This is a genomic window from Alsobacter sp. P4_H11 (assembly GCF_056400925.1).
Window position 1 is genome coordinate 359,865 of the sequence record NZ_JBFUKI010000006.1, and the last position, 26,949, is coordinate 386,813.

General features: G+C 68.3%; 26 protein-coding genes. 17 read left to right on the forward strand and 9 right to left on the reverse strand.

The window, feature by feature from the left end; all coding sequences use genetic code 11:
• Positions 1–112: 112 nt before the first annotated feature.
• Both AC1DSZ_RS13380 and AC1DSZ_RS13385 read right to left on the reverse strand, forming a co-directional pair.
• Complete coding sequence (locus AC1DSZ_RS13380; protein WP_476838844.1) at positions 113–610, reverse strand: N-acetyltransferase family protein; 498 nt, start codon at positions 608–610, stop codon at positions 113–115.
• Positions 611–617: 7 nt separating this feature from the next.
• Positions 618–1,136: an N-acetyltransferase family protein gene (locus tag AC1DSZ_RS13385; RefSeq protein ID WP_476838845.1), complete on the reverse strand. Its 519-nt coding sequence runs from the start codon at positions 1,134–1,136 to the stop codon at positions 618–620.
• 112 nt (positions 1,137–1,248) lie between these two features.
• On the opposite strand from AC1DSZ_RS13385, the gene lepA reads away from it, so the two are divergent.
• Positions 1,249–3,054 carry a translation elongation factor 4 gene (lepA, locus tag AC1DSZ_RS13390; protein WP_476838846.1) on the forward strand — a complete coding sequence of 602 codons (1,806 nt, stop codon included), beginning with the start codon at positions 1,249–1,251 and terminating at the stop codon, positions 3,052–3,054.
• A gap of 41 nt (positions 3,055–3,095) precedes the next feature.
• Here lepA and pheT read toward each other — a convergent pair whose 3' ends face one another.
• The 3 genes from pheT to AC1DSZ_RS13405 form a co-directional block, all read right to left on the reverse strand.
• Positions 3,096–5,516, reverse strand: a complete 2,421-nt coding sequence (gene pheT, locus AC1DSZ_RS13395) for a phenylalanine--tRNA ligase subunit beta (protein ID WP_476838847.1) — start codon at positions 5,514–5,516, stop codon at positions 3,096–3,098.
• A 10-nt stretch (positions 5,517–5,526) separates the two neighbouring features.
• Positions 5,527–6,609, reverse strand: coding sequence for a phenylalanine--tRNA ligase subunit alpha (gene pheS, locus AC1DSZ_RS13400; protein ID WP_476838848.1), 1,083 nt, complete (start codon positions 6,607–6,609; stop codon positions 5,527–5,529).
• Positions 6,610–6,815: 206 nt separating this feature from the next.
• On the reverse strand, positions 6,816–7,259 hold the full coding sequence (locus AC1DSZ_RS13405) for a type II toxin-antitoxin system PemK/MazF family toxin (RefSeq protein ID WP_476838849.1): 444 nt from the start codon (positions 7,257–7,259) through the stop codon (positions 6,816–6,818).
• A 201-nt stretch (positions 7,260–7,460) separates the two neighbouring features.
• On the opposite strand from AC1DSZ_RS13405, the gene AC1DSZ_RS13410 reads away from it, so the two are divergent.
• A complete protein-coding gene (locus AC1DSZ_RS13410; protein ID WP_188520236.1) occupies positions 7,461–7,889 on the forward strand; it encodes an Hsp20 family protein in 429 nt (142 codons plus the stop codon).
• A 54-nt stretch (positions 7,890–7,943) separates the two neighbouring features.
• Positions 7,944–8,207 (forward strand): BQ00720 family protein, encoded by a 264-nt coding sequence (locus AC1DSZ_RS13415; RefSeq protein ID WP_476838850.1) that lies wholly within the window; start codon positions 7,944–7,946, stop codon positions 8,205–8,207.
• Positions 8,208–8,398: 191 nt separating this feature from the next.
• Here AC1DSZ_RS13415 and AC1DSZ_RS13420 read toward each other — a convergent pair whose 3' ends face one another.
• On the reverse strand, positions 8,399–9,184 hold the full coding sequence (locus AC1DSZ_RS13420; RefSeq protein WP_476838851.1) for an alpha/beta hydrolase: 786 nt from the start codon (positions 9,182–9,184) through the stop codon (positions 8,399–8,401).
• A 101-nt stretch (positions 9,185–9,285) separates the two neighbouring features.
• Here AC1DSZ_RS13420 and AC1DSZ_RS13425 point away from each other — a divergent pair, with 101 nt between their 5' ends.
• The gene (locus AC1DSZ_RS13425; protein ID WP_476838852.1) at positions 9,286–10,503 is read left to right on the forward strand and encodes a glycosyltransferase family 4 protein; all 1,218 of its coding nucleotides are present in this window, start codon (positions 9,286–9,288) and stop codon (positions 10,501–10,503) included.
• 148 nt (positions 10,504–10,651) lie between these two features.
• Positions 10,652–11,182 carry a translation initiation factor IF-3 gene (gene infC, locus AC1DSZ_RS13430; protein WP_188520240.1) on the forward strand — a complete coding sequence of 177 codons (531 nt, stop codon included), beginning with the start codon at positions 10,652–10,654 and terminating at the stop codon, positions 11,180–11,182.
• Positions 11,183–11,345: 163 nt separating this feature from the next.
• Here the strand turns inward: infC and AC1DSZ_RS13435 are convergent, their stop codons facing one another.
• Positions 11,346–11,897, reverse strand: coding sequence for a DUF1003 domain-containing protein (locus tag AC1DSZ_RS13435; RefSeq protein WP_476838853.1), 552 nt, complete (start codon positions 11,895–11,897; stop codon positions 11,346–11,348).
• Positions 11,898–12,305: 408 nt separating this feature from the next.
• On the opposite strand from AC1DSZ_RS13435, the gene miaB reads away from it, so the two are divergent.
• From miaB to trmB, 8 genes are all read left to right on the forward strand, one after another.
• Positions 12,306–13,682, forward strand: coding sequence for a tRNA (N6-isopentenyl adenosine(37)-C2)-methylthiotransferase MiaB (gene miaB / locus AC1DSZ_RS13440; RefSeq protein ID WP_476838876.1), 1,377 nt, complete (start codon positions 12,306–12,308; stop codon positions 13,680–13,682).
• 74 nt (positions 13,683–13,756) lie between these two features.
• Positions 13,757–14,800 (forward strand): PhoH family protein, encoded by a 1,044-nt coding sequence (locus AC1DSZ_RS13445; protein WP_476838854.1) that lies wholly within the window; start codon positions 13,757–13,759, stop codon positions 14,798–14,800.
• Positions 14,801–14,838: 38 nt separating this feature from the next.
• Positions 14,839–15,354, forward strand: a complete 516-nt coding sequence (gene ybeY / locus AC1DSZ_RS13450; protein WP_476838855.1) for an rRNA maturation RNase YbeY — start codon at positions 14,839–14,841, stop codon at positions 15,352–15,354.
• Positions 15,355–15,359: 5 nt separating this feature from the next.
• The gene (locus tag AC1DSZ_RS13455) at positions 15,360–16,439 is read left to right on the forward strand and encodes a hemolysin family protein (protein ID WP_476838856.1); all 1,080 of its coding nucleotides are present in this window, start codon (positions 15,360–15,362) and stop codon (positions 16,437–16,439) included.
• A 9-nt stretch (positions 16,440–16,448) separates the two neighbouring features.
• Positions 16,449–18,044, forward strand: a complete 1,596-nt coding sequence (gene lnt / locus AC1DSZ_RS13460; protein WP_476838857.1) for an apolipoprotein N-acyltransferase — start codon at positions 16,449–16,451, stop codon at positions 18,042–18,044.
• Between the two features lie 155 nt (positions 18,045–18,199).
• Positions 18,200–18,673 carry a helix-turn-helix domain-containing protein gene (locus AC1DSZ_RS13465; RefSeq protein ID WP_476838877.1) on the forward strand — a complete coding sequence of 158 codons (474 nt, stop codon included), beginning with the start codon at positions 18,200–18,202 and terminating at the stop codon, positions 18,671–18,673.
• Between the two features lie 174 nt (positions 18,674–18,847).
• Positions 18,848–20,038 carry a methionine adenosyltransferase gene (gene metK / locus AC1DSZ_RS13470; protein ID WP_476838858.1) on the forward strand — a complete coding sequence of 397 codons (1,191 nt, stop codon included), beginning with the start codon at positions 18,848–18,850 and terminating at the stop codon, positions 20,036–20,038.
• 10 nt (positions 20,039–20,048) lie between these two features.
• Complete coding sequence (gene trmB / locus AC1DSZ_RS13475) at positions 20,049–20,738, forward strand: tRNA (guanine(46)-N(7))-methyltransferase TrmB (protein ID WP_476838859.1); 690 nt, start codon at positions 20,049–20,051, stop codon at positions 20,736–20,738.
• 35 nt (positions 20,739–20,773) lie between these two features.
• Here trmB and AC1DSZ_RS13480 read toward each other — a convergent pair whose 3' ends face one another.
• The gene (locus AC1DSZ_RS13480; protein ID WP_476838860.1) at positions 20,774–21,862 is read right to left on the reverse strand and encodes a DUF2336 domain-containing protein; all 1,089 of its coding nucleotides are present in this window, start codon (positions 21,860–21,862) and stop codon (positions 20,774–20,776) included.
• 92 nt (positions 21,863–21,954) lie between these two features.
• Positions 21,955–23,049: a DUF2336 domain-containing protein gene (locus AC1DSZ_RS13485; protein WP_476838861.1), complete on the reverse strand. Its 1,095-nt coding sequence runs from the start codon at positions 23,047–23,049 to the stop codon at positions 21,955–21,957.
• A gap of 292 nt (positions 23,050–23,341) precedes the next feature.
• Here AC1DSZ_RS13485 and rimP point away from each other — a divergent pair, with 292 nt between their 5' ends.
• The 4 genes from rimP to AC1DSZ_RS13505 form a co-directional block, all read left to right on the forward strand.
• Positions 23,342–24,160, forward strand: coding sequence for a ribosome maturation factor RimP (gene rimP / locus AC1DSZ_RS13490; RefSeq protein WP_476838862.1), 819 nt, complete (start codon positions 23,342–23,344; stop codon positions 24,158–24,160).
• A gap of 5 nt (positions 24,161–24,165) precedes the next feature.
• Positions 24,166–25,758 (forward strand): transcription termination factor NusA, encoded by a 1,593-nt coding sequence (gene nusA, locus AC1DSZ_RS13495; RefSeq protein ID WP_476838863.1) that lies wholly within the window; start codon positions 24,166–24,168, stop codon positions 25,756–25,758.
• Positions 25,759–25,798: 40 nt separating this feature from the next.
• Positions 25,799–26,512: an RNA-binding protein gene (locus tag AC1DSZ_RS13500; RefSeq protein ID WP_476838864.1), complete on the forward strand. Its 714-nt coding sequence runs from the start codon at positions 25,799–25,801 to the stop codon at positions 26,510–26,512.
• Positions 26,505–26,949 (forward strand): translation initiation factor IF-2 associated domain-containing protein (locus tag AC1DSZ_RS13505; RefSeq protein WP_476838865.1); only part of this gene is annotated, 445 nt, incomplete at its 3' end. The genes AC1DSZ_RS13500 and AC1DSZ_RS13505, both read left to right, overlap by 8 nt.

A 26,949-nucleotide genomic window follows, 5' to 3' on the forward strand; every position in this document is an offset into this window, starting at 1 on the left:
AGGCAGGGAGGCGGACGCCGCCGCGATCACCTTGCCGAACGGGCGCGATCCACGCCAGAGGCTTGGCCGCATGGCTGCCGCGAGGCCGCCGGACGTGCCCAGGCTAGCGTCTTCAGTCCAGCATCTTCTGCAGCAGCACGAGGTCGAGCCAGCGGTCGAACTTCCACCCCACCTCGCGCATGCGCCCAACCTCGTTGAAGCCGAAGCGCTTATGGAACTGCAGCGAGGACGTGTTCGACGCGTCGATCCCGGCCACCATCACGTGCTTGCCGAGCGCCCGCGCGGCCGCGATCAGGGGCGGCATCATGGCCTTGCCGACGCCTTTGCCGTGGTGGTGCTGGTGCACGTAGATCGAGTGCTCCACCGTGTGGGCGTAGCCGTCCCACGGGCGGAAATCGCCGAAGCTCGCATAGCCGAGCAGCATGTCGCCCAGCGTGGCGACCAGCACCGGGTAGCCCTTGGCCTTGCGCTCGCGCATCAGCGCGCGGCGGTTCTCGAGGTCCGCCGTGTGGATGGTCCACACCGCCGTCGTGTTCAGCACGGCGTCGTTGTAGATCTCCAGCATGGCCGGCAGGTCGTCTTCAGTCGCGTCGCGGATCGTGACCTGCATGTGCGCCTCACAGCCGCTTGAAGAACACCGTCGTGGAGCACAGGCCCCCGTCCGGCCACAGCGCGTAGTCCGGAATGTCGCCGACCACCGTCCAGCCCGCCTTGCGGTACAGCGAGGAGGCGGCCGAGCCCGTCACTGTGTCAAGGGTGAGCAGCGTGAGGCCGCGCCGGCGCGCCTCGGCGTCGACCGTCGCCATCAGGGCCTCGGCCACGCCGCGGCGCCGCGCGCCCGGATGCACCAGCACCTTCGCGACATCGCCCCGGTGCGGCTGGTTCGGCTTGGCGCAGGGATGCAGCTGCGCGGTTCCGACCACCCGGCCGTCGATCTCAGCCGCCACGAGCGCGAGGCGCCCGGCCGCGAGGTCGTCGACCACGCCACGCCACCAAGCCCGCGCGTCCTCCGGCCCGAACGGGTTCATGAAGCCGACCGAGGCCCCGCCCTTCACGCAGCCGACCAGGATATCGACCAGCGCCGGCAGGGCGTCGCGGGCGGCGGCGGGATCGAGGATGCGGGTCGTGACCGTCATGGCGGCTCCGGAAGCGTGACCGCCGCAGGTTCGCCGGGCCGGCGCTTCGAATCAAGCGCCCCGCGCCGCCGTGTCGCTTGGAAATCCAACGCCCGGCTGCTATTCCGGCGCGATGAGCGAGCACCCCATCTCCAACATCCGCAACTTCTCGATCGTGGCCCACATCGACCACGGCAAGTCGACCCTGGCCGACCGGCTGATCCAGTCCACCGGCGGGTTGCAGGAACGCGAGATGGTCGAGCAGGTGCTCGACAGCATGGACATCGAGCGCGAGCGGGGCATCACCATCAAGGCCCAGACGGTGCGGCTCGACTACAAGGCCAAGGATGGCAAGACCTACATCCTGAACCTCATGGACACGCCCGGCCACGTCGATTTTGCCTATGAGGTCAGCCGCTCGCTGGCCGCCTGCGAGGGCTCGCTGCTAGTCGTGGACGCCTCGCAGGGCGTCGAGGCGCAGACGCTCGCCAACGTCTACCACGCGCTGGACGCCAACCACGAGATCGTGCCCGTCCTCAACAAGATCGACCTGCCCGCCGCCGAGCCCGACCGCATCAAGGCGCAGATCGAGGAGGTCATCGGCCTCGACGCCTCCGACGCGGTGCCGATCTCGGCCAAGACCGGGCTTGGCATCGACCTCGTGCTGGAGGCCATCGTCACCAAGCTGCCGCCCCCGAAGGGCGACGAGACCGCGCCGCTCAAGGCTCTGCTGGTGGACAGCTGGTACGACGCCTATCTGGGCGTGGTCGTGCTGGTGCGCGTCATCGACGGCGTGCTCAAGAAGGGCGCGGACATCACCATGATGGGCGCGGCCGCCCGCTATTCGGTGGACCGCATCGGCGTGTTCAAGCCAAAGATGACCGACCAGGCCGAGCTCGGTCCCGGCGAGATCGGCTTCATCACGGCCCAGATCAAGCAGGTCGCCGACACCCGCGTGGGCGACACCATCACGGAGACGCGCCGCCAGACCGCCTCGGCCCTGCCGGGCTTCAAGCCGGCCCAGCCGGTGGTGTTCTGCGGCCTCTTCCCGGTGGACGCGGCCGACTTCGAGGACCTGCGCGCCGCCATGGGCCGCCTGCGCCTCAACGACGCCAGCTTCTCCTACGAGATGGAAAGCTCCGCCGCGCTCGGCTTCGGCTTCCGCTGCGGCTTCCTCGGCCTGCTGCATCTCGAAATCATCCAGGAGCGGCTGGAGCGCGAGTTCAACCTCGACCTCATCGCCACCGCGCCCTCGGTGATCTACAAGCTCGCTTTGCGCGACGGCGAGCACGTCGAGTTGCACAACCCGGCCGACATGCCGGACATCATGAAGATCGAGGAGATCCAGGAGCCCTGGATCCGCGCCACCATCCTGACGCCGGACGAGTATCTCGGCAGCATCCTCAAGCTCTGCCAGGACCGGCGCGGCACGCAGGTCGACCTGAACTATGTCGGCAAGCGCGCCATGGTGATCTACGACCTGCCGCTGAACGAGGTCGTGTTCGACTTCTACGATCGCCTCAAGTCGATCTCGAAAGGTTACGCGTCCTTCGACTACAACATCACCGACTACAAGGCCGGCGACCTCGTGAAGATGTCGATCCTCGTCAACGCCGAGCCGGTGGACGCGCTCTCCATGCTTGTGCACCGCACTCGCGCCGAGATGCGCGGCCGCGCCATGTGCGAGAAGCTCAAGGAGCTGATCCCGCAGCACTTGTTCCAGATCCCGATCCAGGCGGCCATCGGCGGCAAGATCATCGCCCGCGAAACCATCTCGGCCCTGCGCAAGGACGTCACCGCCAAGTGCTACGGCGGCGACGTCTCCCGCAAGCGCAAGCTCCTCGACAAGCAAAAAGAGGGCAAGAAGCGCATGCGCCAGTTCGGCCGCGTCGAGATCCCGCAAGAAGCCTTCATCGCCGCCCTGAAGATGGACAGCTGAGGCGGGCGGGCGCCAACGCGCCCACCCCGCCCGCGCGCCGGTCAGCCCCGCAGCGTCGCGCCGCTCTTCTTCTGCACCTCGGCCACGATCCGGGCCGCCACGGCGTCGATCTCGACATCCGTGAGCGTTTTCTCGGTGGGCTGCAGCGTCACCGCGAGCGCGACCGACTTCTTGCCCTCCGGCACGCCCGGGCCCTCATAGACGTCGAACACGTCCACGGCCGTGATCAGCTGCCGCTCCGCCGTCTGCGCCGCCTTGACGAGGTCGCCGGCCGCCACCGCCCTATCCACCACGAACGCGAAGTCGCGCGCGATCGGCTGAAAGTCCGACAGCGTCAGCTTCGGCTTCACCTTGGTGGGCTTGGCCTTGGGCGGCGGCAGCATGTCGAGGATGAGCTCGAAACCCACCGCCGGGCCCTTGACGTCCAGCGCCTCCAGGGCGCGCGGATGCAACTCGCCGAACCAGCCGACCACCATCTTGGGGCCGAATTGCAGCGTCGCCGACCGGCCCGGGTGGAACCACGCCGGCCCGCCCGCCACGATCTGCAGCCCGCCCGTGGGCACGCCCAGCGTCTCCAGCACCGCCATGGCGTCCGCCTTGGCGTCGAACAGGTCGGCCGCCTTCGCGCCCGTCCAGTGCCGGCCGGCAGCCTCGGCGCGCGCCAATCCCCGCCGCACGCCCGAAGCCGCGATCTTCTGGTCCTCGGGCTTGTCGCCGCGGAACACCTGCCCGACCTCGAACAGCGCCATGTCGGCGAAGCCCCGGTCGGCGTTGCGCTGGCTGGCCTTGAGCAGCCCCGGCAGCAGGCTCGGGCGCATGTCGGAGAGTTCGGCCGCGATCGGGTTGGCGAGCGCCAGCTCCGGCTGCCCGCCGCCGAAGCGCTCGGCCTCGCTCTTGCCGATGAACGACCACGTCACGGCCTCCACCATGCCGCGCGCCGCAAGCGCGCGCTTGGCCGTGCGCGTGCGCTTCTGGATCAGCGTCAGCACCGGCTTGGCGACGATCGCCTCTTCGCGCGGGAACGGCGTCGACAGCACCCTGTCGAGCCCGGCGATGCGCACGATCTCCTCGACGATGTCGGCCTTGCCTTCCACGTCCGGCCGCCAGGACGGCACCGCCACCTTCACGTAGCGGTCCGAGCCCGACACCCAGAAGCCGAGTTCGCGCAGGATCACCTTCATCTCGGGAACCGGCAGCTCCAGCCCGGTAAGGCGCTGCACTTCCGAATAGGGGAAGTCGATCAGCTTGTCGGAGGCCGGGATCTCGCCCGCGAGCTCGACCGCCGACGCCTCGCCGCCGCACAGGTCCAGCACCATCCGGGTCGCCATCTCGAGGCCCGGCAGGCAGAAGGCCGGATCGACGCCACGCTCGAAGCGGTAGCGCGCGTCCGTGTTGACGCCGAGCTTGCGGCCCGTGGTGGCGATGTTGAGCGGGTCCCACAGCGCCGACTCGATCAGCACGTCCGTGGTGTTCTCGTCGCAGCCGGAGTGCTCGCCGCCCATCACGCCCGCGATGCTCTCGACGCCATTGTCGTCCGCGATCACCACCATGCCGGCGTCGAGGCGGTAGGTGCGGCCATCGAGCGCCAGCACCTCTTCGCCGTCCTGGGCGCGGCGCACAACGAGGTCGCCCTTCACCTTGGCGAGGTCGAATACGTGCAGCGGCCGGTTCTGGTCGAACGTCATGTAGTTGGTGATGTCGACCAGCGCGTTGATGGGGCGCAGCCCGATCGCCTTGAGCCGGCGCTGCATCCACTCGGGGCTCTGGCCGTTTTTCACCCCGCGCACGAGGCGCAGCGCGAAGGCCGGGCAGAGCCTGGCGTCATCGGCGGCAAAGTCGAGCCGCACGCGCGTGGGGCACGGGAAGGCGCCGGGCACGGTCTGCACCGGCTTGTCGATGAAGCGGCCGAGATTGGCGGCCGCGAGGTCGCGCGCCACGCCGTGCACGCCGAGCGCATCCGGCCGGTTCGGCGTCACCGCGAAGTCGATCACCGGGTCGTCGAGATGGGCCCACTCCGCATAGGCGACGCCCACCGGCGCGTCAGCCGGCAGGTCGATGATGCCGTCATGGTCCTCGCCGAGCCCGAGCTCCATGGCCGAGCACAGCATGCCGCGGCTCTCGACGCCCCGGATCGTGCCGACCCCCAGCGTGATGCCCTTGCCGGGAATGAACGTGCCGGGCGGCGAGAACACCGATTTCATGCCCGTCCGGGCATTCGGCGCGCCGCACACCACCTGCACGGGCTCGCCTGCGCCGGTGTCCACCATGCACACCCGCAGTCGGTCCGCGTTCGGGTGCTGCTCGGCCGAGACCACATACGCGATCGTGTATGGCGCCAGCACCTTGGCCTGATCCTCGATCGCCTCGACCTCGAGCCCGACCTTTGTGAGCGTCTCGGCCACCGTCTCGACGCTCGCGCCCGTGTCGAGGTGCTCCTTGAGCCAGGAGAGTGTGAGCTTCATCGGTCAGTCCTCAAACGCTCAGGCCGGCCGTCAGGGACGGCATGTCGAGGGGGCGGAAGCCGTAGTGGCTGAGCCAGCGGACGTCGGCGTCGAAAAAGGCGCGCAGGTCCGGCATGCCGTATTTCAGCATCGCGATGCGGTCGATGCCCATGCCCCACGCGAAGCCCTGGTACTCGTCCGGATCGAGCCCGCAATTGCGGATCACGTTGGGGTGCACCATGCCGCAGCCCAGGATCTCCAGCCAGTCGTCGCCCTCGCCGAAGCGGATCTCGCCGCCCTTGCGGGAGCACTGGATGTCGACCTCGGCGGACGGCTCCGTGAACGGGAAGAACGACGGCCGGAACCGCATCTTCACGTTGTCGACCTCGAAGAAGCTCCTGCAGAACTCCTCCAGGATCCACTTCAGGTGGCCCATGTGGGAGCCCTTGTCGATCACCAGGCCCTCGACCTGGTGGAACATGGGCGTATGCGTCTGGTCGCTGTCGCACCGATAGGTGCGCCCCGGGATGATCACCCGGATCGGCGGCTTCTGGCTCATCATGGTGCGCACCTGCACGGGGCTCGTGTGGGTGCGCAGCAGCTTGCGCTCGCCGTTGGCGTCCGGGTTGAAGAAGAACGTGTCGTGCATCTCCCGCGCCGGGTGGCCGACCGGGAAGTTGAGGGCCGTGAAGTTCAGGAAATCGGTTTCGATGTCCGGCCCCTCCGCGACCGCGAAACCCATGTCGCCGAAGATGGTGGTGAGCTCGTCGATCACCTGGCTGATCGGGTGCACGCGGCCCCGGCCAAGCGCGCTCTCGGGCGACGGCAGCGTGACGTCCACCCGCTCGGCCGCGAGGCGCGCATCCAGCGCCGCGTCCTTCAGCGCCGTGCGGCGCTCGGAGATCAGCGCCGTGACGCGGTCGCGCAGGCCGTTGATCAGCGGGCCCTTCTCCTTGCGCTCGTCCGGGCTCATCGCCCCCAGCGTCTTCAGCAGTTCGGACACGGAGCCCTTCTTGCCGAGCGCGCCGACGCGCACAGCCTCGAGCGCGGCTTCGTCGCCGGCCTGGGCCGCCGCGGCCGCAATCTCGGATTCAAGGGCGGAAAGATCGGACATGGGCAAACACCTCAGGCGCCGGAGAGGCCCCTTTGGAGCCCCCTGCGCGGACGCGGGTGTTTGCCACGGGAGGGCGCGGGTTGTCGAGAGAGAGGCGTGGCGGAGCGCCTTCACCTAAAGAAAACCCCGCCGGGCTTGTTATCGCCGTGGCGGGGTCCGCCCCTTGCGGGGTCTTGAGGCTCAACGGCCGAGGCCGCGAGCAATCATCACCAATGTGGTTCGGGCGCGAACAATGTCAAGTGACCCAGGCCGAGTCCATTCAGCGTTCCCTTCATCACCAATTCGAACTGTGCTGAGGGCAGTTTTGGCTGAATGTAACGTCGTCGACCTGATTGATCGCGCTCCGTTCTGAACAAGTCCAGCCGTGTAAAGCTGACAGTCGCTACCATGTCGCATTTTGCCCACCAGACACGCTGCGGAAAGGGAGACGGCAGGTCGTCGTCCAGTTCCAGGCGGACGATGTATGGAACAGAGCGGCGAGGTTCAGAACCGGATAGCGGGACCACGGCACAAAGACCGTCACGGTTCGGCAGACGCGGTGACACAACGACCGCCGGGCGCTTCTTCACCATTTCGGGCTCTCGGAATCCACCGGCCCCGTAATTGCAGAGAAGAACAGTGCGGCGTGCCACCGGAAAAGCGATGGGCATCGTGATCCAAACTTTCTGAACGCCATTCGGCTGTGCGGCGCAATCTCAACACGATCATAATCCGGCAGCACGAGCCTGGAAGGCAACCATATCCAACCCTTGAACCCACCCCCGCCAGCGCACATATTCCGGATGCGGCCTCGGCCGCCCGGGTGCTGCATGAGCGGGCCCGGATCCGGAGCGCCTTCGCTAAAGGGCTTCATGTCACGCGTACCGTCCTTGTCATCACCGTTCCTGCTCGGCTTCGACGAGGTGGAACGGGCTCTCAGCAGGGTGGCCAAGGCCGCCTCGGAGGGATACCCGCCCTACAACATCGAGCGCATCCACCGCGACGGCGACATGCCGGAGCGGCTGCGGATCACGCTCGCGGTGGCGGGGTTCACCCGGGACGATCTGGAAATTACCCTGGAGGAGAACCAGCTGGTCATCCGTGGCCGGCAGGCCGACGACAAGGACAGGATGTTCCTGCACCGCGGCATCGCGGCGCGGCAGTTCCAGCGGGCCTTCCTGCTGGCCGACGGGTTGGAAGTCCGCGGCGCCGATCTCGCCAACGGCTTGCTTTCCATCGATCTGGTTCGCCCCGAATGCGAGCGCATCGTCAGGCGGATCGACATCCTGAGCCGGGACTGATCCCACGCCTGCAAAGACGCTTTCCCCCACTCGCTCCGCTCAAAGGAGGGTGCGATGCCTAACGCCAGCAAGACTTTCGACCTGAACGTCACCCCGCAGATCCTGGCCGCCATGGGCGGCGGAGAGATCGCGTATGTGCGGGCCATCAAGTCGGACGACCTCAACCGTCTGTTTCCGCAGGCGCCCGAGATCCAGCCCGGCCTCGACCTCTTCGCGCTGCTCGGCGCGGACGGCACGCCAATCATGGTCACTGACAGCCGCAACACCGCGATCGCGAATGCGTGGGAGAACAACCTCACGCCCGTGAGCGTGCACTAGAGCGAAGTTCCTCCCCTGGCGCGGCGCGGCCGCAGCCGGAACCCTCTCCCGCGAAGCGGGGGAGGGCAGGGAGGGGCGGTCGTGCGCTTGTCTCTGAACGATTTCCGGCGCACCGCGACCCGCTCTGTCGGCTGGCGCCGACATCTCCCCCGCTGCGCGGGAGAGAGTTGCGCTCCGTCACTCTGAACTGCTCACCCGATCCCCTCGATCGCGCTCACCAGCCTGGCCAGGTCCTCGGGCCGGGACAGGCGGTGGTCACCGTCCTTGATCAGCGTCGTCACCACATCGTCGCCCGGCATGTGCTCCACGAGCCGCATGGCGTGTTTCCACGGCACGTCGGGGTCGCGCATGCCCTGGAGGATGTGCACCGGGCAGCCGGTCATGATCGGCGGGCCATCCAGCATGAGATGAAGCCGTCCATCCTCGATCAGCGCCCGGGTGATCGGGTAGGGGTCCGGCGCGTACTCCGACTGGCGCATCCAGACGCCCTTGTCGGTGATCTCGCGCTTCACCTTAGCGGGGAAGCGAACCCACATCAGCGCCTGCGTGAAGTCCACGGCGGGCGCGATCAACACGAGCCCGGATAGGCCGAGGTTTTCGGCCTTCAGCGCGCGGGCGGCCAGGAGCGCCAGCCAGCCGCCCATGGAGGAGCCCACCAGGATGGGCTTGGGGCCGGCCTTGTCGCGGATGATCGCAAGGCTTTCGCCGAGCCAGCGCGAGATCGTGGCGTCCTCGAAACGGCCGTCGGATTCGCCGTGGCCCGAATAGTCGAAGCGCAGGAAGCTGCGCCCTTTTTCGGCCGCCCACGCGTCCAGCGTAGCCGCCTTGGTGGCCAGCATGTCGGATCGGAATCCGCCCATCCACACCACCGTCGGCCCTGCGCCGGCCCGAAGCCGATACGCGATGCGGCGGGGGCCGTCGTCCACGTCCAACTTCAGGAATTCCGGAGGGGCAAATTGCGTGTTGACTGCGCTCACCGTAAACCTCTTGGCATGCAACGCGTCGCGGCGAATCGCCTGAGCTTTTCGACATATGGCCGGTTTTCCGGCGCCCGCGATCATTACCGGAGGCGCGTCTGATGCGACAGGGTCCCACCACGGCCTTTGTGGGCCGCGGCCTGTCCGATCTGGCCGGACGCACCGTCCTGCAGGTCGTTCCGGACCTGGAGGCCGGCGGCGTCGAGCGCACCACCGTGGATGTCGCCGAGGCGCTGGCGGCCGCTGGCGCGCGCGCGCTGGTCGCCACCGAGGGCGGCCGGCTGGTCGCCGAGCTGCAGGCCAAGGGCGGGATCTGGATCCCGTTTCCGGCCCGGACCAAGAACCCGCTCGCGATGCTCTCCAACGCCCGCCGTCTCAGGGCCATCTGCCTCGACGAGGGCGTCGACATCGTCCATGCCCGCTCGCGGGCGCCGGCCTGGAGCGCGCTCGCGGCCAGCCGGGCGCTGCGCCTGCCCTTCGTCACCACCTATGCGGGCAGCTACTCGGGCAAGTCCGCCGTCAAGGTGCTCTACAATTCCGTCATGGCGCGCGGAGACGCCGTGATCGCGAACTCGCACTACACCGCGGACCTGATCGGCCGCATGCACCCCTTCGCGCGCGAGCGCGTCCGCGTGATCCACCGCGGCACGGACCTGCGCGCCTACGCGCCGCATGCGGTCGAGCCCGAGCGCGTCGAGGCGCTGCGCAAGCAGTGGGGCGTGGAGCCGCACCAGCGCGTCGTGCTCCTGGCCGCCCGCCTCACCGGCTGGAAGGGCCAGAAGGTGCTGATCGAGGCCGCCAAGATGCTGGTGGACCGCGGCGTGCGCGACCTCGCGATCGTGCTGGCCGGCGACCCGCAAGGGCGCGACGGGTACGTGAAGGAGCTCGACGCGCTCACGGCCAGGCTCGGGCTCGGGGGCGTGGTGTACCGCGCGGGCCATTGCGCCGACATGCCCGCGGCGTTCATGGCCGCGTCCGTGGTCACGGTCCCGTCCACGGAGCCGGAGGCGTTCGGGCGCTCGGCCGTGGAGGCGCAGGCGATGGGCGCGCCCGTGGTCGTGTCGGACCTGGGCGCGGTGCCCGAGACCGTGCTCGCGCCCCCGCAGGCGCCGCCGTCGGCCCGCACGGGCTGGCGCGTGCCGGCGGGCGACGCGGCCGCGCTCGCGGATGCGGTCGGGCAGGCGCTGCAGCTGGGCGCCAGCGCCCGCGACGCGCTCGCCTCGCGCGCCCGCGCGCACGTAGAAGCCCATTTCTCCCTCAGCCGCATGGTCCGGGAGACGCTGGACGTCTATTCGGCGCTCCTGGCCAAGGATCGATAAACGAATTCACAAGCCGTGAGTTGACTTCGCGGAGCTTTCTGCGAATTTCCCACGTTGCCGTCAACAACGCCCGCCGCCGACCCCTATGGCCGATCGGTTCTGCCCGGAAGGGGCGGGCCCAGAGGAGACTAAAGCCATTCGCAGACCTATGAGAGCCGCTCCGGTCCCGCAGAAGGATGGGCCCCGCGCCAATCGCGACATCCGCGGCGTTCGCGAAGTGCAGCTGATCGACGAGACCGGCGCCAACCAGGGCATCGTCCAGTTTCTGGACGCCCTGAAGATGGCCGAAGACGCAGGCCTGGACCTCGTCGAGATCGCGCCGAACTCGGCCCCGCCCGTCTGCAAGATCCTCGACCACGGCAAATACAAGTTCAACGAGCAGAAAAAAGCCGCCGAGGCCCGCAAGAAGCAGAAGACCGTCGAGGTCAAGGAGATCAAGCTCCGGCCCGGCATCGACGACCACGACTACGGGGTCAAGATGAAGGCCGTGCGCCGCTTCTTCGAGGAAGGCGACAAGGTCAAGGTCACGCTGCGCTTCCGCGGCCGCGAAATGGCCCACCAGGACCTCGGCATCAAGCTGCTCGAGCGCGTCAAGGCCGAGATGCTGGACGTTTCCAAGGTGGAATCCGAGCCCATGCTCGAAGGCCGCCAGATGGTCATGATCATGGCGCCGCGCTGACGCGCAGCCAGGGTCACTCAGCAAAAAGCCGCCGCGAACCCCGCGGCGGCTTTTTTGTGTTTGGACGCTTTCGATGCGCCGGGAATGCAGGCGAAACGTCCCGAAGCCTCGCCGTCATTGCTTCGCCTCCGGCTCGCAATGACGGGACGTTGGCCCAGGCGGCCTACACGGCCCGCAGGCGGTCCCGGGCGTCGTCGCGGGCGTCCTTGAGGGCGCTCGCCTGCAGGGAGACGAGCTGCTCGATCTGCGCCTGCAGCCGGTCGACCTTGTCGTGCAGCTCCGAGATGGCGGTCTCGGACTTGACGTTGACCTCGTAGTCCAGCGCCGCCGCCAGGCGGTCCTTCGCGGCCTGCCGGTTCTGCGACATCATGATCACGGGCGCCTGCAGGGCCGCCACCATGGAGAGCAGCAGGTTCAGGAACACGAAGGGGTAGGGATCGAAGGCGTTGGCGGCCAGGATGGCGGCGTTCAGCACGGCCCACGCGCCCAGAAAGACGAGGCAGCCGATGATGAAGCCCCAGGAGCCGCCCACCGCCGCGACCTTGTCGGCGATGCGCTCGCTCCAGGTCAGGCGGTCGTCGAAGACCTGGTTGACGTCGCGGGCGACGTGCATGCGGCGGGCGACGCGCGCGATGACGCGCCGGTCACGCTCGCTTAGGGGCGATACGCCTGCGTGCAGCAGGTGCTGGGCGAGATAACGGATCTCGTTGCTCATGGCTCACTCTCTTTCCGACCGGCCGCTGGCGGCGGATCGGGAGTGAGCGGAGCGGAAGGCTCAGCGTACCCGAACGGCCGTCAACGGCGCGGTCAATCGACTGGGACTGTCGCTGGGCATTGCGGTTCGGTGTCCTGATGGGGCCGGGCGGGCTGTACCCGCGCGGCTGAATGGGAAGATGCGTCAGCGAACCAATTTGTCAACCCCGCGAGCCTCTTGGCGGGGGCGCGGACAGGCCGCGTAGGCCTCCCGGGCTGATGCGCCGCAGCCACGCCCGGCGGCTTCTTGCGAATCCAGTTCTCTTGCAGGCCGCGACCGTCTAAACACCGTGCGGAGAACTGCGGCATGCTCGGCATGGCCGCGAGAGTGATTCGCGAGGCGCGAGCGCGCCGCGGCTTCGGCGGAAACATGGCCCAGGACGGAAGCAGGAAGGTCTACGTCAAATCCTACGGCTGCCAGATGAACGTCTATGACGCCCAGCGAATGGCGGACGTTCTGGCCCCGGAAGGCTTTTCCGAGACGACCGAGATGGCGGACGCCGATCTCGTGGTCCTGAACACCTGTCATATCCGCGAGAAGGCCGCCGAGAAGGTTTACTCGGAGCTGGGCCGCGTCCGCGAGATGCGTCGTGATCGTGAGGCCGCCGGCGGATCGATGCAGGTCGTCGTCGCGGGCTGCGTCGCGCAAGCCGAAGGCGCCGAGATCCTGCGCCGCGCCAAGGGCGTCGACCTCGTGGTCGGCCCGCAGAGCTACCATCGCCTGCCCGCCCTGCTGGACGCCGCCCGCACGCGGCCCGTCGTCGACACGGACTTTCCGGCCGACAGCAAGTTCGACGCTTTGCCGCAGCCGCGGCCCGAGCGCACCCGCCAGCGCGGCGTGTCGGCCTTCGTCACCGTGCAGGAAGGCTGCGACAAGTTCTGCACGTTCTGCGTGGTGCCCTACACGCGCGGAGCCGAGGTCTCGCGCCCTGTCGCGGCCATCGTGGCCGAGGTCGAACGGCTCGCCGCCGCCGGCGTGCGCGAGGTCTCGCTCCTTGGCCAGAACGTCAACGCGTATCATGGCGAAGGGTCGGACGGCCGCGCCTGGACGCTGCCCCGCCTGATGCGGCGCCTCGCCGAGACCCCCGGCATCGCGCGCCTGCGCTACACCACGAGCCACCCCGGCGACATGGACGACGACCTGATCGCGCTCCATGGCGACCTGCCGGCCGCGATGCCCTACCTGCACCTGCCCGTGCAGTCCGGCTCGGACGCCATCCTGGCGGCCATGAACCGCCGGCACGGACGCGACGAATACCTGCGCATCATCGAGCGGGTGCGCGCCGTGCGGCCCGACATCGCGCTGTCGTCGGACTTCATCGTCGGCTTCCCGGGGGAGACCGACGCCGATTTCCGCGACACCATGGGGTTGATCGCCGAGGTCGGCTTCGCGGCCGCCTATTCGTTCAAATACAGCCCGCGGCCCGGCACGCCCGCCGCCGACAACGCAGCGCAGATCCCCGAGGACGTGAAGACCGCTCGCCTGCATGAGCTGCAGGCTTTGCTGGATCGCCAGCTACGGGCCTTCAACGCCGCCACGGTTGGCCGCACCGTGGACGTGCTGGTCGAGAAGCCCGGCAAGCATCCGGGCCAGATGGTCGGCAAGTCGCCCTACCTGCAGGCCGTCGCGTTCGAGGGACGGGGCGCCCAGGCGGGCGACATCCTCCCGGTGCGCATCGGCGGCCTCGGCAATTTCAGCCTGCTAGGCGAGCGGGCCGATATCGAACCGGATCGGGAATCCGCGTGAAAGAGCAGGATGCTCAGCAGCGCAGAGGCGGTCTCGCGCGTTCAACGGGCGACCATGAGAGAAAAGAGGCTTCCTTGAGACCAGCCGAGGGCGTCAATCGTTTCACCGTCAAGCCGCGCGGCGGCATCGCCGAGGCCGCCGAGATCAAGCTGACATTCGAGGACAACCGGCTGGCCAGCCTGGTGTTCGGCCAGTACGACCAGAACCTCGCTCATCTGGAGCGCCGGCTCGGCGTCGTCGCCAACGCCAACGGCAACAACGTGATCCTGAAAGGGACGCCGGACAACACCGAGCAGGCCCGTGTGGTGCTGGAGCGGCTCTATGCCCGCGTGCAGCTGAACGAGGCGCTGAGCCCCGGGGACGTCGACGGCGTGATCCAGGAAACCGCCATGCAGGGCGTGCTGTTTCCCGCGGTCGCAGACGCCGGATCATCCTCCTTCGAGGAGATCGGAACGCGCCGACGCCGGGTGCGGGCGCGCAACGCCGCCCAGCATTCCTATCTGCGGCTGCTGAAGCGCCAGGAGCTCGTGTTCGCCGAAGGCCCGGCCGGCACCGGCAAGACCTGGCTGGCGGTGGGCTACGCGGTCCAGCTGCTCGAACAGGGCGTGGTCGAGAAGCTGATCCTGTCGCGCCCGGCCGTGGAGGCCGGCGAGCGGCTCGGCTTCCTGCCGGGCGACATGAAGGAGAAGGTCGATCCCTATCTTCGGCCGATCTACGACGCGCTGTACGACTTCATGGAGGCCCGCCACGTCGAGCGCGGCATGCAGACCGGCATGATCGAGATCGCGCCGCTCGCCTTCATGCGCGGCCGCACGCTCACCAACGCGATCGTGCTTCTGGACGAAGCCCAGAACACCACCACGATGCAGATGAAGATGTTCCTCACCCGCCTGGGCGAGGGCTCGCGCATGATCATCACCGGCGATCCGAGCCAGATCGACCTTCCGCCGGGCCAGAAATCCGGCCTCGTCGAGGCGGTTCGCATCCTCGACGGCGTCGAGGGCATCGGTCGCGTCACCTTCAAGGAAGGCGACGTGGTGCGCCACGATCTCGTGCGCCGCATCGTCGGAGCCTACGAGGCCGATTTCCGCGGCGAGGCGCCGAAGCGCGCGCCATGACGTTGTCCCCATGACGTTGTCCCCATGACAGACCCGACATGACGAGCCCGGTTCTCGACACCCAGGAAGAAAGCCCGCTCTGGCGTGCGCTGCCGCAGGCCGAGGCGATTGCCGAAAAGGCCATCGCGGCCGCGGCGGCGGGCGCTGGCGTGCGGCTCCTCCCCGGCGCGGAGGTCAGCCTGCTGCTGACCGACGACGCGCATATGCGCGAGATCAACCAGCAGTGGCGGGACAAGGACAAGCCCACCAACGTGCTGTCGTTTCCGGCCGTCGAGGGCCCCAAGGTCTCCAAATCGCCGTTTCTGGGCGACATCGCGGTGGCGTTCGAAACGCTTCAGCGCGAGGCCGAGGACGACGGCAAGAGCGTCGCCGACCATTTCACGCACCTGGTGGTGCATGGATTTCTGCATCTGCTCGGCCATGACCACATCGTGGCCGAGGACGCCGAGCGCATGGAAGCGCTCGAGGTCGCCATTCTGGCCACGCTTGGGGTCGCCGACCCCTACGCGGACCGCCCCCTTGACGAGGAGACGCCGTCCGTCAGGATGGCTTGATCACCATGACGTCCGAAGACACATCCAGCGGCTCGACCAACGGCTCCACACGCGGAGCCGGTCAGGCTGAAGCGCGCGACACGCCGGGCGAAAGTTTTATCGACCGGTTCCTGTCGCGCCTCGGGATCAGGCACGCCCAAAGCTTCCGCGACGATCTCGAGGAGGCGCTCGCCGAAAGCGGCGCGGATTTCGCCCCGCTCGAGCGGGCGATGCTGAAGAACGTGCTCGGACTGCGCACCCACCGGGTCGACGACGTGATGGTGCCGCGCGCCGACATCGTGGCTGTCCCGATCGAGATCACGCTGGGCGAGCTTCTGCGCGTGTTTCGCACCGCCGGCCACTCACGCCTGCCGGTCTACGCCGAGACGCTCGACGACCCCCGCGGCATGGTGCACATCCGCGACTTCCTGGACTACATGGCGACCCGCGCCGAAACCGCGAAAGCGCCGGGCCGGCGTCGCGCCTTGCCGGCCGGGGCGCCAGACCTCGGCAAGGTGGATCTCTCGATCCCGCTTTCGGCCGCCAAGATCCTGCGGCCGGTGCTGTTCGTACCGCCCTCCATGCCGGCCATGGACCTCTTGGTGAAAATGCAGGCCTCGCGCACTCACATGGCGCTGGTGATCGACGAATACGGCGGCACGGACGGGCTGGTCTCGATCGAGGACCTGGTCGAGATCATCGTGGGCGACATCGAGGACGAACACGACCTCCAGGACGCCCCCATGATCACGAAGGCGCCGGACGGGTCCTATCTGGCGGACGCCCGCACGAGCCTGGAGGAGGCCTCGGCCGAGCTCACCGTGGATCTCGCGCATGGCGAGATGGCCGAGGACGTGGACACGCTGGGAGGCCTCATCGCCGCCCTGGTGGGCCGCGTGCCGGTGAGGGGCGAGGTGATCGCCCATCCGGCCGGCGTCGAGTTCGAGATCCTGGACGCCGACCCCCGCCGCATCAAGCGGCTGCGCATTCACACCAGCGCGCTCGAGGCGCTGCCCCCGCCGGACGCTCCCCTCAGTCTGCCCCCGCCACGGGCCGCGATCACGGACCAATCCTCCCCCGCCGCGCCCGACGCCAAGCAAGGCTGAACAGGCCGCATGAACAACTTCGCCCACCGGATCATCCTCGCCTGGGGATGGCGACGCCTCGCGCTGGCCTTTGTGGCCGGCGCGCTGGGCGCGCTCGCGATGCCGCCCTTCGGCGTGCTGCCGGCCTTGATGGCGTCCTTTACGCTCGCAGTGTGGCTGCTGGACGGCTCGGCGGCCGATGTCGGTCGCATGTCGCGCGCCACGCTCGGCCATGCGGCCCTGGCAGGCTGGTTCTTCGGCTTCGGCTATTTCGTCGCCGGGCTGTGGTGGCTGGGCTCCGCCTTTCTGGTGGAGGCCGACCAGTTCGCCTGGCTGATGCCGCTCGGCGTGGTGGGGCTGCCGGCCGTGCTGGCCGTCTATACGGCGCTGGCCTTCGTGCTCGCCCGCATCGTCTGGACGCCCGGACCAATGCGGGTAGTCTCATTGTCCTTGGCCCTGACCGCGACCGAATGGCTACGTTCGGTGCTGTTCACCGGCTTTCCGTGGAACGAGTTCGGCATGGCGCTCGGCGGCCATCTCTGGCTCGCGCAGGCGGCGTCCTGGATGGGCCTTCACGGGCTGACCCTGCTGGCGACGCTGATCTGCGCCGCTCCGGCCACGATCGCGACCGGCGCCAGCGGGCGCGAGCGCTGGGCCGCGCCGGTGTGTGCGCTGGCCGGCCTCGTGCTGCTGGCGGGCTTTGGCGGGCTGAGGCTCGCCACGGGCGCAACCGCGATGGCCCCCAATGTGTCGCTGCGGATCGTGCAGCCGAACGTGCCGCAGGACGACAAGTTCAGGCCGGAGAACCGGGACGCGATAATGTCCCGCTATCTCACGCTCAGCGACCGCGCCACGTCGCCGGAACATCCCGGCATGGCCAAGGTCACGCACCTCATCTGGCCGGAAAGCGCCTTCCCGTTCATTCTGGCGCGTGACCCCACCGCGCTGGCGCAGATCGCCCAGATGCTGCCCAAGGGGGCCGTGCTGGTGACCGGCGCGGTGCGCTCGGCCGAACCGCTGCCCGGCGAGCGCGGGCGACGCTATTTCAACGCCGTCCAGGTGGTGGCCGATGACGGCACGATCGTGGACAGCTCCGACAAGGCGCATCTCGTTCCGTTCGGCGAGTACCTGCCCTTCAACGACGCCCTCACGGCCATGGGGCTGCGCCAGTTCGTGAACGCGCCGGGCGGGTTCGAGGCCGGCGCGCGGCGCAAGATGCTGGCCGTTCCGGGCCTGCCGCCCGTCGCGCCGCTGATCTGCTACGAGGCGATCTTCCCCGGCGAGGCGAAGCCCGAGCAGGGCGATCCGGGCGTGCTCCTGAACCTCACCAATGACGCCTGGTTCGGGCTGACGCCAGGTCCCTACCAGCATTTCGCGCAAGCCCGGCTGCGGGCGATCGAGGAAGGGCTGCCGCTGATCCGGGCGGCGAACGACGGCATCTCGGCCGTGGTGGATCCCTATGGCCGCATCGTCGCGTCCCTCCCGCTCGGCGTGGACGGCGTGCTTGATTCGCGCCTGCCCGCACGCCTGGCGAGCACGCCCTTCGGCGCCTACGGCAACCTGCTGGCGCTGCTGATGTTTTCGCTTTCATCAATTCTGTTGACCATTCGTTTGCAACGTATTTGACAATAATCATTGGGTTGCGCTACGGTCGATTCAACCGTTGGTCGCCTCGGTAGGTTGCAAACCGCTATCCGGGCTTCCTGCCGGCGAAACGCACAAGCGCAACGGCGGCGGTTCTGGGGGCAGGGCCGCGGGACCGCATCGCGGAGGCAACGATGATTTTGAAAAAGGCTCCTAACCCGATCGACAAGCATGTCGGGAGCAGGGTTCGCATGCGTCGGGTTCTGGTCGGCATGAGCCAGGAAAAGCTCGGCGAGGCGCTCGGCCTGACGTTCCAGCAGGTCCAGAAATACGAGAAGGGGACCAACCGCATCGGCGCGAGCCGGCTGCAGCAGATCTCCAAGATCCTCGGCATGCCGGTGGAGTTCTCCTTTGAAGGCTCGCCGCAGCCCGAGATGGAAACCGCCGGTTTCCGCGACGGCGCCGACACGACCTATGTGGCCGACTTCCTGGCCACCAACGAGGGCGTGCAGCTCAACCGCGCCTTCCTGAAGATCAAGGACGCCAAGATCCGCCGCCGCATCGTCGACCTCGTGTCGTCGCTGGCCGGCGCCGACGCGGCCCCGATCCTGGCCGAGACCGGCTTCGCGGAGCCCGTGGCCGAACTGGTCCAGCCGCTCGTCGCCGAGTAGGCGCCGACCGAACGCGACTTCGACGCAAGCGCCCGCTCGCCTCCCCGGCGGCGGGCTCTTTCGTTCGGAGTAACGAACGCGTCCGGCAATACGGCTTGACCTGAAGAACGCTCCCTGTCACGACAATCCGCTCAGTGGCGGCCTTTGCCGCTGAAAGGACAGGCGAGGGTCATCGTGGCGCGTTCGAGCTATCTGTTCACCAGCGAGTCCGTTTCGGAAGGTCACCCCGACAAGGTTTGCGACCGGATCTCGGACGAGATCGTCGACGCCTTCTACCGCATCGGCCCCGAGCAGGGCTGGGACCCCAAGGACATTCGCGTCGCCTGCGAGACGCTGGCCACCACCAACCGCCTGGTGATCGCCGGCGAGACGCGCGGCCCGGCCGTGCTGACGCGCGACTACCTCACCCACCTGGCCCGGCTCGCCGTGAAGGACATCGGCTACGAGCAGGAGGGCTTCCACTGGGAGAACGCGAAGGTCGAGGTGCTGCTGCACGCGCAATCGGCCGACATCGCCCAGGGCGTCGACTCGGCCGGCAACAAGGACGAGGGCGCGGGCGACCAGGGCATCATGTTCGGCTACGCCTGCCGCGAGACGCCCGAGCTGATGCCGGCGCCGATCTATTACGCGCACGCCATCCTGGCCCGCATGTCCAAGGCGCGCCGCTCGGGCGAAAGCACCGTGCTGGGCCCGGACGCCAAGAGCCAGGTCACGGTGCGCTACGAGAATGGCAAGCCGGTCGGCGTGACCCAGATCGTGGTCTCGACCCAGCATCTCGACGCCGACCTGTCGTCGCACGACGTCCGCGCCATCGTGGAGCCCTACGCGCGCGAGGCCCTGCCGGAAGGCTGGATCTCGGCCGAGACCGTCTGGCACGTGAACCCCACCGGCAAGTTCGTGATCGGCGGACCCGACGGCGATTGCGGCCTCACCGGTCGCAAGATCATCGTCGACACCTACGGCGGCGCGGCCCCGCATGGCGGCGGCGCATTCTCGGGCAAGGATTCCACCAAGGTGGACCGGAGCGCCGCTTATGCCGCCCGATACCTCGCCAAGAACGTCGTGGCAGCCGGCCTGGCGGAGCGCTGCTCGCTGCAGCTCTCCTACGCGATCGGCGTCGCCAAGCCCCTCTCCATCTACGCCGACCTCTACGGCACGGGCCGGATCGACGAGGGCAAGCTCGAGCAGGCTCTGATGGACATCATGGACCTGACGCCGCGCGGCATCCGCACGCATCTGGGCCTGAACCGTCCCATCTACGCCCGCACGGCGGCCTACGGCCATTTCGGCCGCGCGGCCGAACAGGATGGCGGGTTCAGCTGGGAAAAGACGGACCTCGCCGACCAGCTCAAGTCGCTGGCCTGAGGATTGCGGCATGACGGGCGCCGCGGGCGAAGGCGGCGCGTTCTACGGCCGTCGCAAGGGCAAGAAACTCCGGGCCGGGCAGGCTGATCTCTTCGAGACGCTCCTGCCCCGCCTGCGCGTTGACCCGAAGACGGACCTCGGGCAGCCAGAAGGGCTGTTCGGGCGGCCGGTGCGCGAGGTCTGGCTCGAGATCGGGTTCGGCGGCGGCGAGCATCTCCTGTCGCGCGCGCGCCAGAACCAGGACGTGGGCTTCATCGGCTGCGAGCCCTTCGTGAACGGCATGGCCAAGCTGCTGGCCGCCATCGGAGCCGAGAAGCTTGACAACATCCGCCTGTTCGACGGCGACGCCCTGCAGGTGATCGAGGCCCTGCCGGACGCCTCGGTCGCCCGCGTGGTGCTGCTTTATCCCGACCCCTGGCCCAAGCGGCGCCATCACAAGCGGCGGTTCGTGTCGGACGCCATGCTCCTGCGGCTCGGGCGCATCCTCCGGCCCGCCGGCTCGTTCTGGTTCGCGAGCGACATCGACCATTATGTCGGCTGGGTCCTGGCGCGCGTGCTGCGCTCGCCCGATTTCGTGTGGGAGGCCGAACGCGCCGCCGACTGGCGTGAGCCCTATCCGGGCTGGCCGAGCACCCGCTATGAGGCCAAGGCCCTGCGGGAGGGCCGCACGCCCTCCTACCTGCGCATGCGCCGGCGATGACAAATGGCGCGGCTCAGTGGAGCCGCGCCCGTTGGTCAGTTCATGCGTTCGCTGCGCGGCTCCCGCGCATGCAGGAAGCGGATCACCCGCTTGGCGGTCGCCGGGTTCAGCCGGTCGAAGCTGTCGCGCAGGCGCGTCGCATCATAGGGACGGTGGCTGGACGGAACCCGGAAGCGCTGCAGGGCGTCCACGGTCTCCCAGTGCAGGCCGATCGCCTTGCAGACGATCAGCAGCAGGTCCTCGTCGGGATCCACGAACACGCGGTCTGCGATGCTGCGGGGCAGGCTCGCCAAAAGCGCCAGGGCGGCGAGCGCCTGGGCGCGGCGTCCCTCGCGGGCGAAGGTGGCCACGTCGGCCTCGCTGAGCTCGCCGCGTCCAAAGCGCAGCGTCAGTTCCTCGATTTCCCGCTCCTCGAGACGCCTCGCCGTCGCCCCGCCCTCTTCGAGGCGCGCCGCGCCGCGATCCACCGCGGCCGCCACCAGCCCGGCCAACCGGCTGTCCGCGATGGCGGCGAGCTTCGCCCGCACCACCTCCTTGGCCATGCCGAGCAGCGACTGCAGGTGCTCGTGCGGCAGGTCGGCGCGCTCGCCGAGAGCAAGCTGCAGGTCCTGGTCGCGCGCCGCCAAAGCCATCATGCGGCCGAAACCAGAGGTTGAAATTTTCGCCGTGAGGTTGCGCGATAGTGAATGCGCGACGGCTCCGTCACCATGGATCGTGAGCGCATCCGTAACGCTCTCGCCAATGTTCGGGCGCGCGCCGATCGCCACCATGTGGTCGCGGCCGAGCGTCAGCGCGATCGAGACGAGGTCGCCGTCGGAGAGGCGCGGCGAGCGCTCAAGAACCGGGCGCGCCACGTCGATCTCATCTGAGGCGAGCTTGAGGATCGTTTCGGGTGGGGCGTTCGGCACGTCGGCGAGACGTTCGGCGAGTTCCGAGCGGGCGTAGCGCTCGATGCGCTCGGCCAGAAAGCCCAGAACCTGGTCGAAAACCGCAACCTGGTCCTCCACGAGCAGGGGCGCCTGGCGCAGAAACAGGTCCGTGACGCTTCGCAACGTCTGCAGACGCTTCTCGGGTCCGGCGCTCGCCAGCGTGGAGGTGATATCGCTGGGAATGGGGACTGCCATAGTGTTGCTCCTTTGGAGAACAACCTAGGCGATAGGTGTGGGTAGAAAACGAAAGACGTCGCTCGATTGCGGCAGGCTGCGGTAAGCGCGCCTTAACCGTTGCCGACCCGCTGGCGGGCGGACACGAAGCGCATCACGCGCTGGGCCGTCGGCACGGAGAGGCTTTCGTAGCTCGCGAAGGCGCTCTTCAGCAGCGCCTGGTGCGGGTTGCTGCCCGTCTTCACCAGCAGGAACGCCTTGAAGGTCGGCCAGCTGTATTTCACACCGCGCACGATAAAGAGCAGCGGATCGAAATGCGGCGCGCTGAATGCATTCGCGACCGTCTCGGCCGGCATGCCGGCCACGTGCGCGAGGCCCACGATGGCGTCGGCCAGGCGATCGGCCTTCAGCATGCGGTTGATCTCGGCTTCGTCGAGCCCGCCCCGCATCTCGATCGCGGTGACGCGCGGCTCGGCCGCCTCGAGGTCGGCAACGAGGATCATCGGGCCGGTGTCCGCCATCACCGACACTGCGCCGGCGTCCAGCGCCGCCGCGACGAGATCGTCCCGATCCGCCATGGAGCTGAGGATCTCGGCGCGGGCGCGTTCCTTGGCGGCCGCGATCAGAGCGACGCCGTGCTGGCTGGGAAGATCGGGACGCGCGTGCAGGATGTCCTGCAACTCCACGTCCTCGGCGGCGCGCTTCACCATGGTGGTGAAGCCGCGCTCGGAGAACTTGGCCGTGTCGTTGGTCGCAACCCGGCGAACCACCTTCTCGTCGCCGCGCACCACGAGCACGTCGGTGACGACTTCCGGCAGGTCCCGGCGGGCCGAGATGGCCATCAGGTGCTCCTGGCCGCGTTCCTGCGCGATCTGCACGAGATCGTCGGCCGCGAGCCGGGTCGATCGCTCCAGCACGGGAGCCGCAATGGCGACGTTTTCGTCGAATGCGAGGTCGCGGACCGTCTTCAGGGGCGCATTGGCGACGTCGGCGAGGCGTTCGGCAAGGTCGACGCGGGCCCGGAATTCGATCTCATGCGCGAGGCGCACGATGACTTCATCGAAGAGCGCGACGTGATCGTCGTTGAGCTTGGGGGACTGCTCCACAAAAAGGTTCGTAATCCGGCGCAGGGTGTCGACGCGACGGCCATCCTGGCCGCTCGCGATCGCGTCCTCGACCTCGGCGACAACCGACTTTAAAGGTTGCATAACTGTCCCCTGCAACGACTGCGGGATAATGCAGGAAAATCGTCACTAAAACGTATCCTCGGGCGCAAAGACCGGGTCATTGCCTTCCGTAAGGTTACGGATCGAGCCGCCCGAAAAGTCCCCTGCGACGAGGCCCCAAACCACGCGCACGCGCGGAAGTCCTTGCATTGGCAGGGGGGATGCGTATATTGCGCGCCATCCAGAACATCTCATCACGGTCGTCCTGATCGTCATGTGAGAGTGGGGCCTCCGGGACCCGCTCCTTTTCGCTTAGCGTTGCACGAGGACATTGGTGTCGGAGCTCGACGAACCCAGACTGATCCATGAAACCGGCGTCGCCGCGCGGGTCGGGACCATCGTGGCCCCGGTGCTGGGGGATCTCGGCTTCCGGCTGGTGCGGGTGAAGATCTCGGCCCAGAACGGCTGCACGCTGCAGATCATGGCCGAGCGGCCCGATGGCACGTTCTCGGTGGAGGATTGCGAGGCCGCCAGCCGCGCCATCTCGCCCGCCCTCGACGTCGACGATCCGCTCGACCGCGCCTACCACCTCGAAATCTCGTCGCCGGGCATCGATCGCCCGCTGGTGCGCGCCTCCGATTTCGATCGTTGGGCCGGCCATATCGTCAAGATCGACATGCAGGTTCCGGCCGATGGCCGCAAGCGCTTCCGCGGCGTCGTGGTCGGCTCGGATGACGGCCATGCGGTGATCGAGAAGACCGAGCTCAAGGAGGGCGAGGAGCCCCGCGCCCGGTTGCGGCTGGCCGACATCGCCGAAGCCCGGCTGGTGCTCACCGACGAACTGATCCGCGAGAGCCTGCGGCGCGGCAAGGCGGAGCTGCGCGGCGAGACGCCCGAAGGGGACGCGGAAGCCGTCGAGGGCGACGAGCCCGAGGCCGCTCCCGCGCCGGCCCGCCGCGCCCCCGCGCATCAGGCCGCCAAGCCCAAGGGGCCGGCCAGGCAGATGTCCTCCAAGGCCATCCAGAAGGCCAAGGCCAACAACCCGAAATCGGCCGCCAAGGCCGCCGGCGCATCGGCGGCCGGCCAGGGCGTGAAATATTCCAAAGCCAATCCCAAGCCCAGGCCGAGCAACGGCCGGCCTCCGAAGGAGTGATCACGATGGCCGTCAGCGCCAACAGGCTCGAGCTCTTGCAGATCGCCGACGCGGTCGCGCGCGAAAAGGTCATTGACCGGCAGATCGTTCTCGCCGCCATGGAGGACGCCATCGCGAAGGCGGCCCGCTCGCGCTACGGAACCGAGACCGAGGTCCACGCCGACATCAACAACAAGACCGGCGAACTGCGCCTGTCGCGTTACCTCCATGTGGTCGACCAGGTCGACAACCCGGCCGTCGAGATCGCCCTGCAGGACGCGCAGCGCTTCAACCCGGCCGCCCAGGTGGGCGACACCATTGCGGACACGCTGCCGCCCTTCGACTTCGGCCGCATCGCCGCCCAGTCGGCCAAGCAGGTCATCGTCCAGAAGGTGCGCGAGGCCGAGCGCGACCGTCAGTATGAAGAGTTCAAGGATCGCATCGGCGAGATCGTCAACGGCGTCGTGAAGCGCGCCGAGTACGGCAACGTCATCGTCGACCTCGGCCGCGGCGAGGGCATCGTGCGTCGCGACGAGCTGATCCCGCGCGAGGTGTTCCGCCCCGGCGACCGGATCCGCGCCTATGTGTACGACGTGCGCCGCGAGCAGCGCGGCCCGCAGATTTTCCTGTCGCGCACGCATCCGCAGTTCACCGCCAAGCTCTTCGCCCAGGAAGTGCCGGAGATCTATGACGGCATCATCGAGGTGAAGGCCGTGGCCCGCGACCCGGGCTCGCGCGCCAAGATCGCGGTGATCTCCCGCGACAGCTCGATCGATCCCGTCGGCGCCTGCGTGGGCATGCGCGGATCGCGCGTGCAGGCCGTGGTCGGCGAGCTGCAGGGCGAGAAGATCGACATCATCCCGTGGTCCTCGGACGTCGCGACCTTCATCGTGAACGCCCTTCAGCCGGCCGAAGTCGCCAAGGTCGTGCTCGACGAAGACGCCGAGCGTATTGAAGTCGTGGTCCCGGATGACCAATTATCTCTTGCGATCGGACGCCGTGGACAGAACGTGCGCCTTGCCTCGCAGCTCACCGGCTGGGATATCGACATCCTGACCGAGGCCGAGGAATCCGAGCGTCGCCAAAAGGAATTCCTCAGCCGCACCACCGTCTTCATGGAGGCGCTGGACGTCGACGAGGTGGTGGGCCAGCTGCTCGCGTCGGAAGGTTTCCGCACCGTCGAGGAACTCGCCTACGTGGATATCGCCGAGCTCGCGTCGATCGAGGGCTTCGACGAGGATACGGCCGAGGAAATCCAGAACCGCGCGCGCGAATATTTGGCGCGCATCGAAGCCGAATTCGACGCTCGCCGCGTTGAGCTGGGCGTGGCGGACGAGCTGCGCGAAGTCGAGGGCGTTTCCACCGAGATCATGGTGAAGCTCGGCGAGAACGACGTGAAGACCGTCGAGGACCTCGCGGGCTGCGCCACCGACGACCTGGTGGGCTGGACCGAGCGCAAGGGCGGCGAGACCACCCGTCACGCCGGCTTCCTGGACGGCATGGAAATCTCCCGCGAGGAGGCCGAAGCCATGATCATGGCGGCGCGCGTCAAGGCGGGTTGGATCGAAGCGCCCGTGGCGGAAGCCGAGGGCGAGCAGGACGAGACGGCGGAGGCCTGAGCCCCGCCGTTCCGCAACAGATACGGAGAGGCGCGCAGGCGTGAAGACGAACAAACGGCAAGAGGCGGAGCATGACGGTCCGGAGCGGACCTGCGTCGCCACCCGTGTGGTTCGTTCGCCCGAGGAGCTGATCCGCTTCGTGGTCGGCCCGGACGACACGCTGGTTCCGGACCTGAAGCGCAAGCTTCCGGGCCGGGGCGTCTGGGTGACGGCCTGCCGGCGGGATGTCGAGGAGGCCGTGAAGCGCAAGGCGTTCGCGCGCAGCCTCAAGGCTTCCGTGCGGGTGTCGCCGACCCTGGCCGACGACATCGAGGAGTTGTTGCGGCGCGACGCGCAGGCGTCGCTCAGCATGGCGAACAAGGCCGGCCAGGTGGTCGGGGGATTTTCGAAGGTGGAAGCCGCCATTCAGCAAGGTGTGGCCGGCGTCCTCCAGGCGACGGACGCCGCCCAGGATGGCGTCCGGAAGATCGGGCAGGCGTTGCGACGGCGCTATGGCGAGAACGCTTCGGCGATTCCCGTCGTCGCGCCTCTCGATTCTTCTGAATTGGGTTTGGCATTGGGACGGTCACATGTGATACATGCAGCGCTCCTCCTAGGGCCCGCAGCCCGCGCATGCCTTGCGCGCTGCCGGGCCTTGGAGCGTTACCGCGCCGGTTACCCCGAAAGGGACGCCCCCGCGGGCCTCACGCACATGACGTTGGCGGAAGCCGGCACGACGACCCCAGAACCGCAGGAACAAGAGCGGAATGACTGATACGAAGAACAGCGGCGACAAGACGCTCCACGTCACCGGCAAGACGTTGAGCTTGAAGCGCCCGGTCGAGCAGGGTGTCGTACGGCAGAGCTTCTCGCACGGACGGTCCAAGGCCGTGGTCGTCGAGAAGGTGAAGAGGCGCATCATCGGTCCAGGCGAAGCCGCCAAGCCGGAGGTCGCGCCGGCGGCATCCGCGGCGCCCGCCCCGGCCCCGCGCCCCGTCGCGCCTCCCGCCCCGACCGTGACGGCCGCTCCCGCGCCCGCTCCCGTGGCGGCTCCGGCCCCTGCGCCCGCGCCCGCCCCCGTGGCGGCAGCCGCCGCTCCGGCTCCTGCGCCAACGCCTGCGCCTGCGCCCATGGCTCCCCAGCCGGTGGCGGCCGCTCCGCGCCCGGTCGCCGCGCCGCCGCGTCCCGCCGCCCCGCCGCCCCGTCCGGCGG

What these genes read in the sequence shown, in the direction of transcription:
- AC1DSZ_RS13480 (WP_476838860.1), bottom strand. Translation starts at nt 21,862, where the DNA reads ATGGCAGTCCCCATTCCCAGCGATATCACCTCCACGCTGGCGAGCGCC.
- miaB (WP_476838876.1), top strand. Translation starts at nt 12,306, where the DNA reads ATGGCCCAGGACGGAAGCAGGAAGGTCTACGTCAAATCCTACGGCTGC.
- ybeY (WP_476838855.1), top strand. Translation starts at nt 14,839, where the DNA reads ATGACGAGCCCGGTTCTCGACACCCAGGAAGAAAGCCCGCTCTGGCGT.
- infC (WP_188520240.1), top strand. Translation starts at nt 10,652, where the DNA reads ATGAGAGCCGCTCCGGTCCCGCAGAAGGATGGGCCCCGCGCCAATCGC.
- AC1DSZ_RS13380 (WP_476838844.1), bottom strand. Translation starts at nt 610, where the DNA reads ATGCAGGTCACGATCCGCGACGCGACTGAAGACGACCTGCCGGCCATG.
- nusA (WP_476838863.1), top strand. Translation starts at nt 24,166, where the DNA reads ATGGCCGTCAGCGCCAACAGGCTCGAGCTCTTGCAGATCGCCGACGCG.
- pheS (WP_476838848.1), bottom strand. Translation starts at nt 6,609, where the DNA reads ATGTCCGATCTTTCCGCCCTTGAATCCGAGATTGCGGCCGCGGCGGCC.
- AC1DSZ_RS13455 (WP_476838856.1), top strand. Translation starts at nt 15,360, where the DNA reads ATGACGTCCGAAGACACATCCAGCGGCTCGACCAACGGCTCCACACGC.
- AC1DSZ_RS13425 (WP_476838852.1), top strand. Translation starts at nt 9,286, where the DNA reads ATGCGACAGGGTCCCACCACGGCCTTTGTGGGCCGCGGCCTGTCCGAT.
- lepA (WP_476838846.1), top strand. Translation starts at nt 1,249, where the DNA reads ATGAGCGAGCACCCCATCTCCAACATCCGCAACTTCTCGATCGTGGCC.
- trmB (WP_476838859.1), top strand. Translation starts at nt 20,049, where the DNA reads ATGACGGGCGCCGCGGGCGAAGGCGGCGCGTTCTACGGCCGTCGCAAG.
- AC1DSZ_RS13385 (WP_476838845.1), bottom strand. Translation starts at nt 1,136, where the DNA reads ATGACGGTCACGACCCGCATCCTCGATCCCGCCGCCGCCCGCGACGCC.
- AC1DSZ_RS13435 (WP_476838853.1), bottom strand. Translation starts at nt 11,897, where the DNA reads ATGAGCAACGAGATCCGTTATCTCGCCCAGCACCTGCTGCACGCAGGC.
- lnt (WP_476838857.1), top strand. Translation starts at nt 16,449, where the DNA reads ATGAACAACTTCGCCCACCGGATCATCCTCGCCTGGGGATGGCGACGC.
- pheT (WP_476838847.1), bottom strand. Translation starts at nt 5,516, where the DNA reads ATGAAGCTCACACTCTCCTGGCTCAAGGAGCACCTCGACACGGGCGCG.
- AC1DSZ_RS13485 (WP_476838861.1), bottom strand. Translation starts at nt 23,049, where the DNA reads ATGCAACCTTTAAAGTCGGTTGTCGCCGAGGTCGAGGACGCGATCGCG.
- AC1DSZ_RS13410 (WP_188520236.1), top strand. Translation starts at nt 7,461, where the DNA reads ATGTCACGCGTACCGTCCTTGTCATCACCGTTCCTGCTCGGCTTCGAC.
- AC1DSZ_RS13405 (WP_476838849.1), bottom strand. Translation starts at nt 7,259, where the DNA reads ATGCCCATCGCTTTTCCGGTGGCACGCCGCACTGTTCTTCTCTGCAAT.
- AC1DSZ_RS13415 (WP_476838850.1), top strand. Translation starts at nt 7,944, where the DNA reads ATGCCTAACGCCAGCAAGACTTTCGACCTGAACGTCACCCCGCAGATC.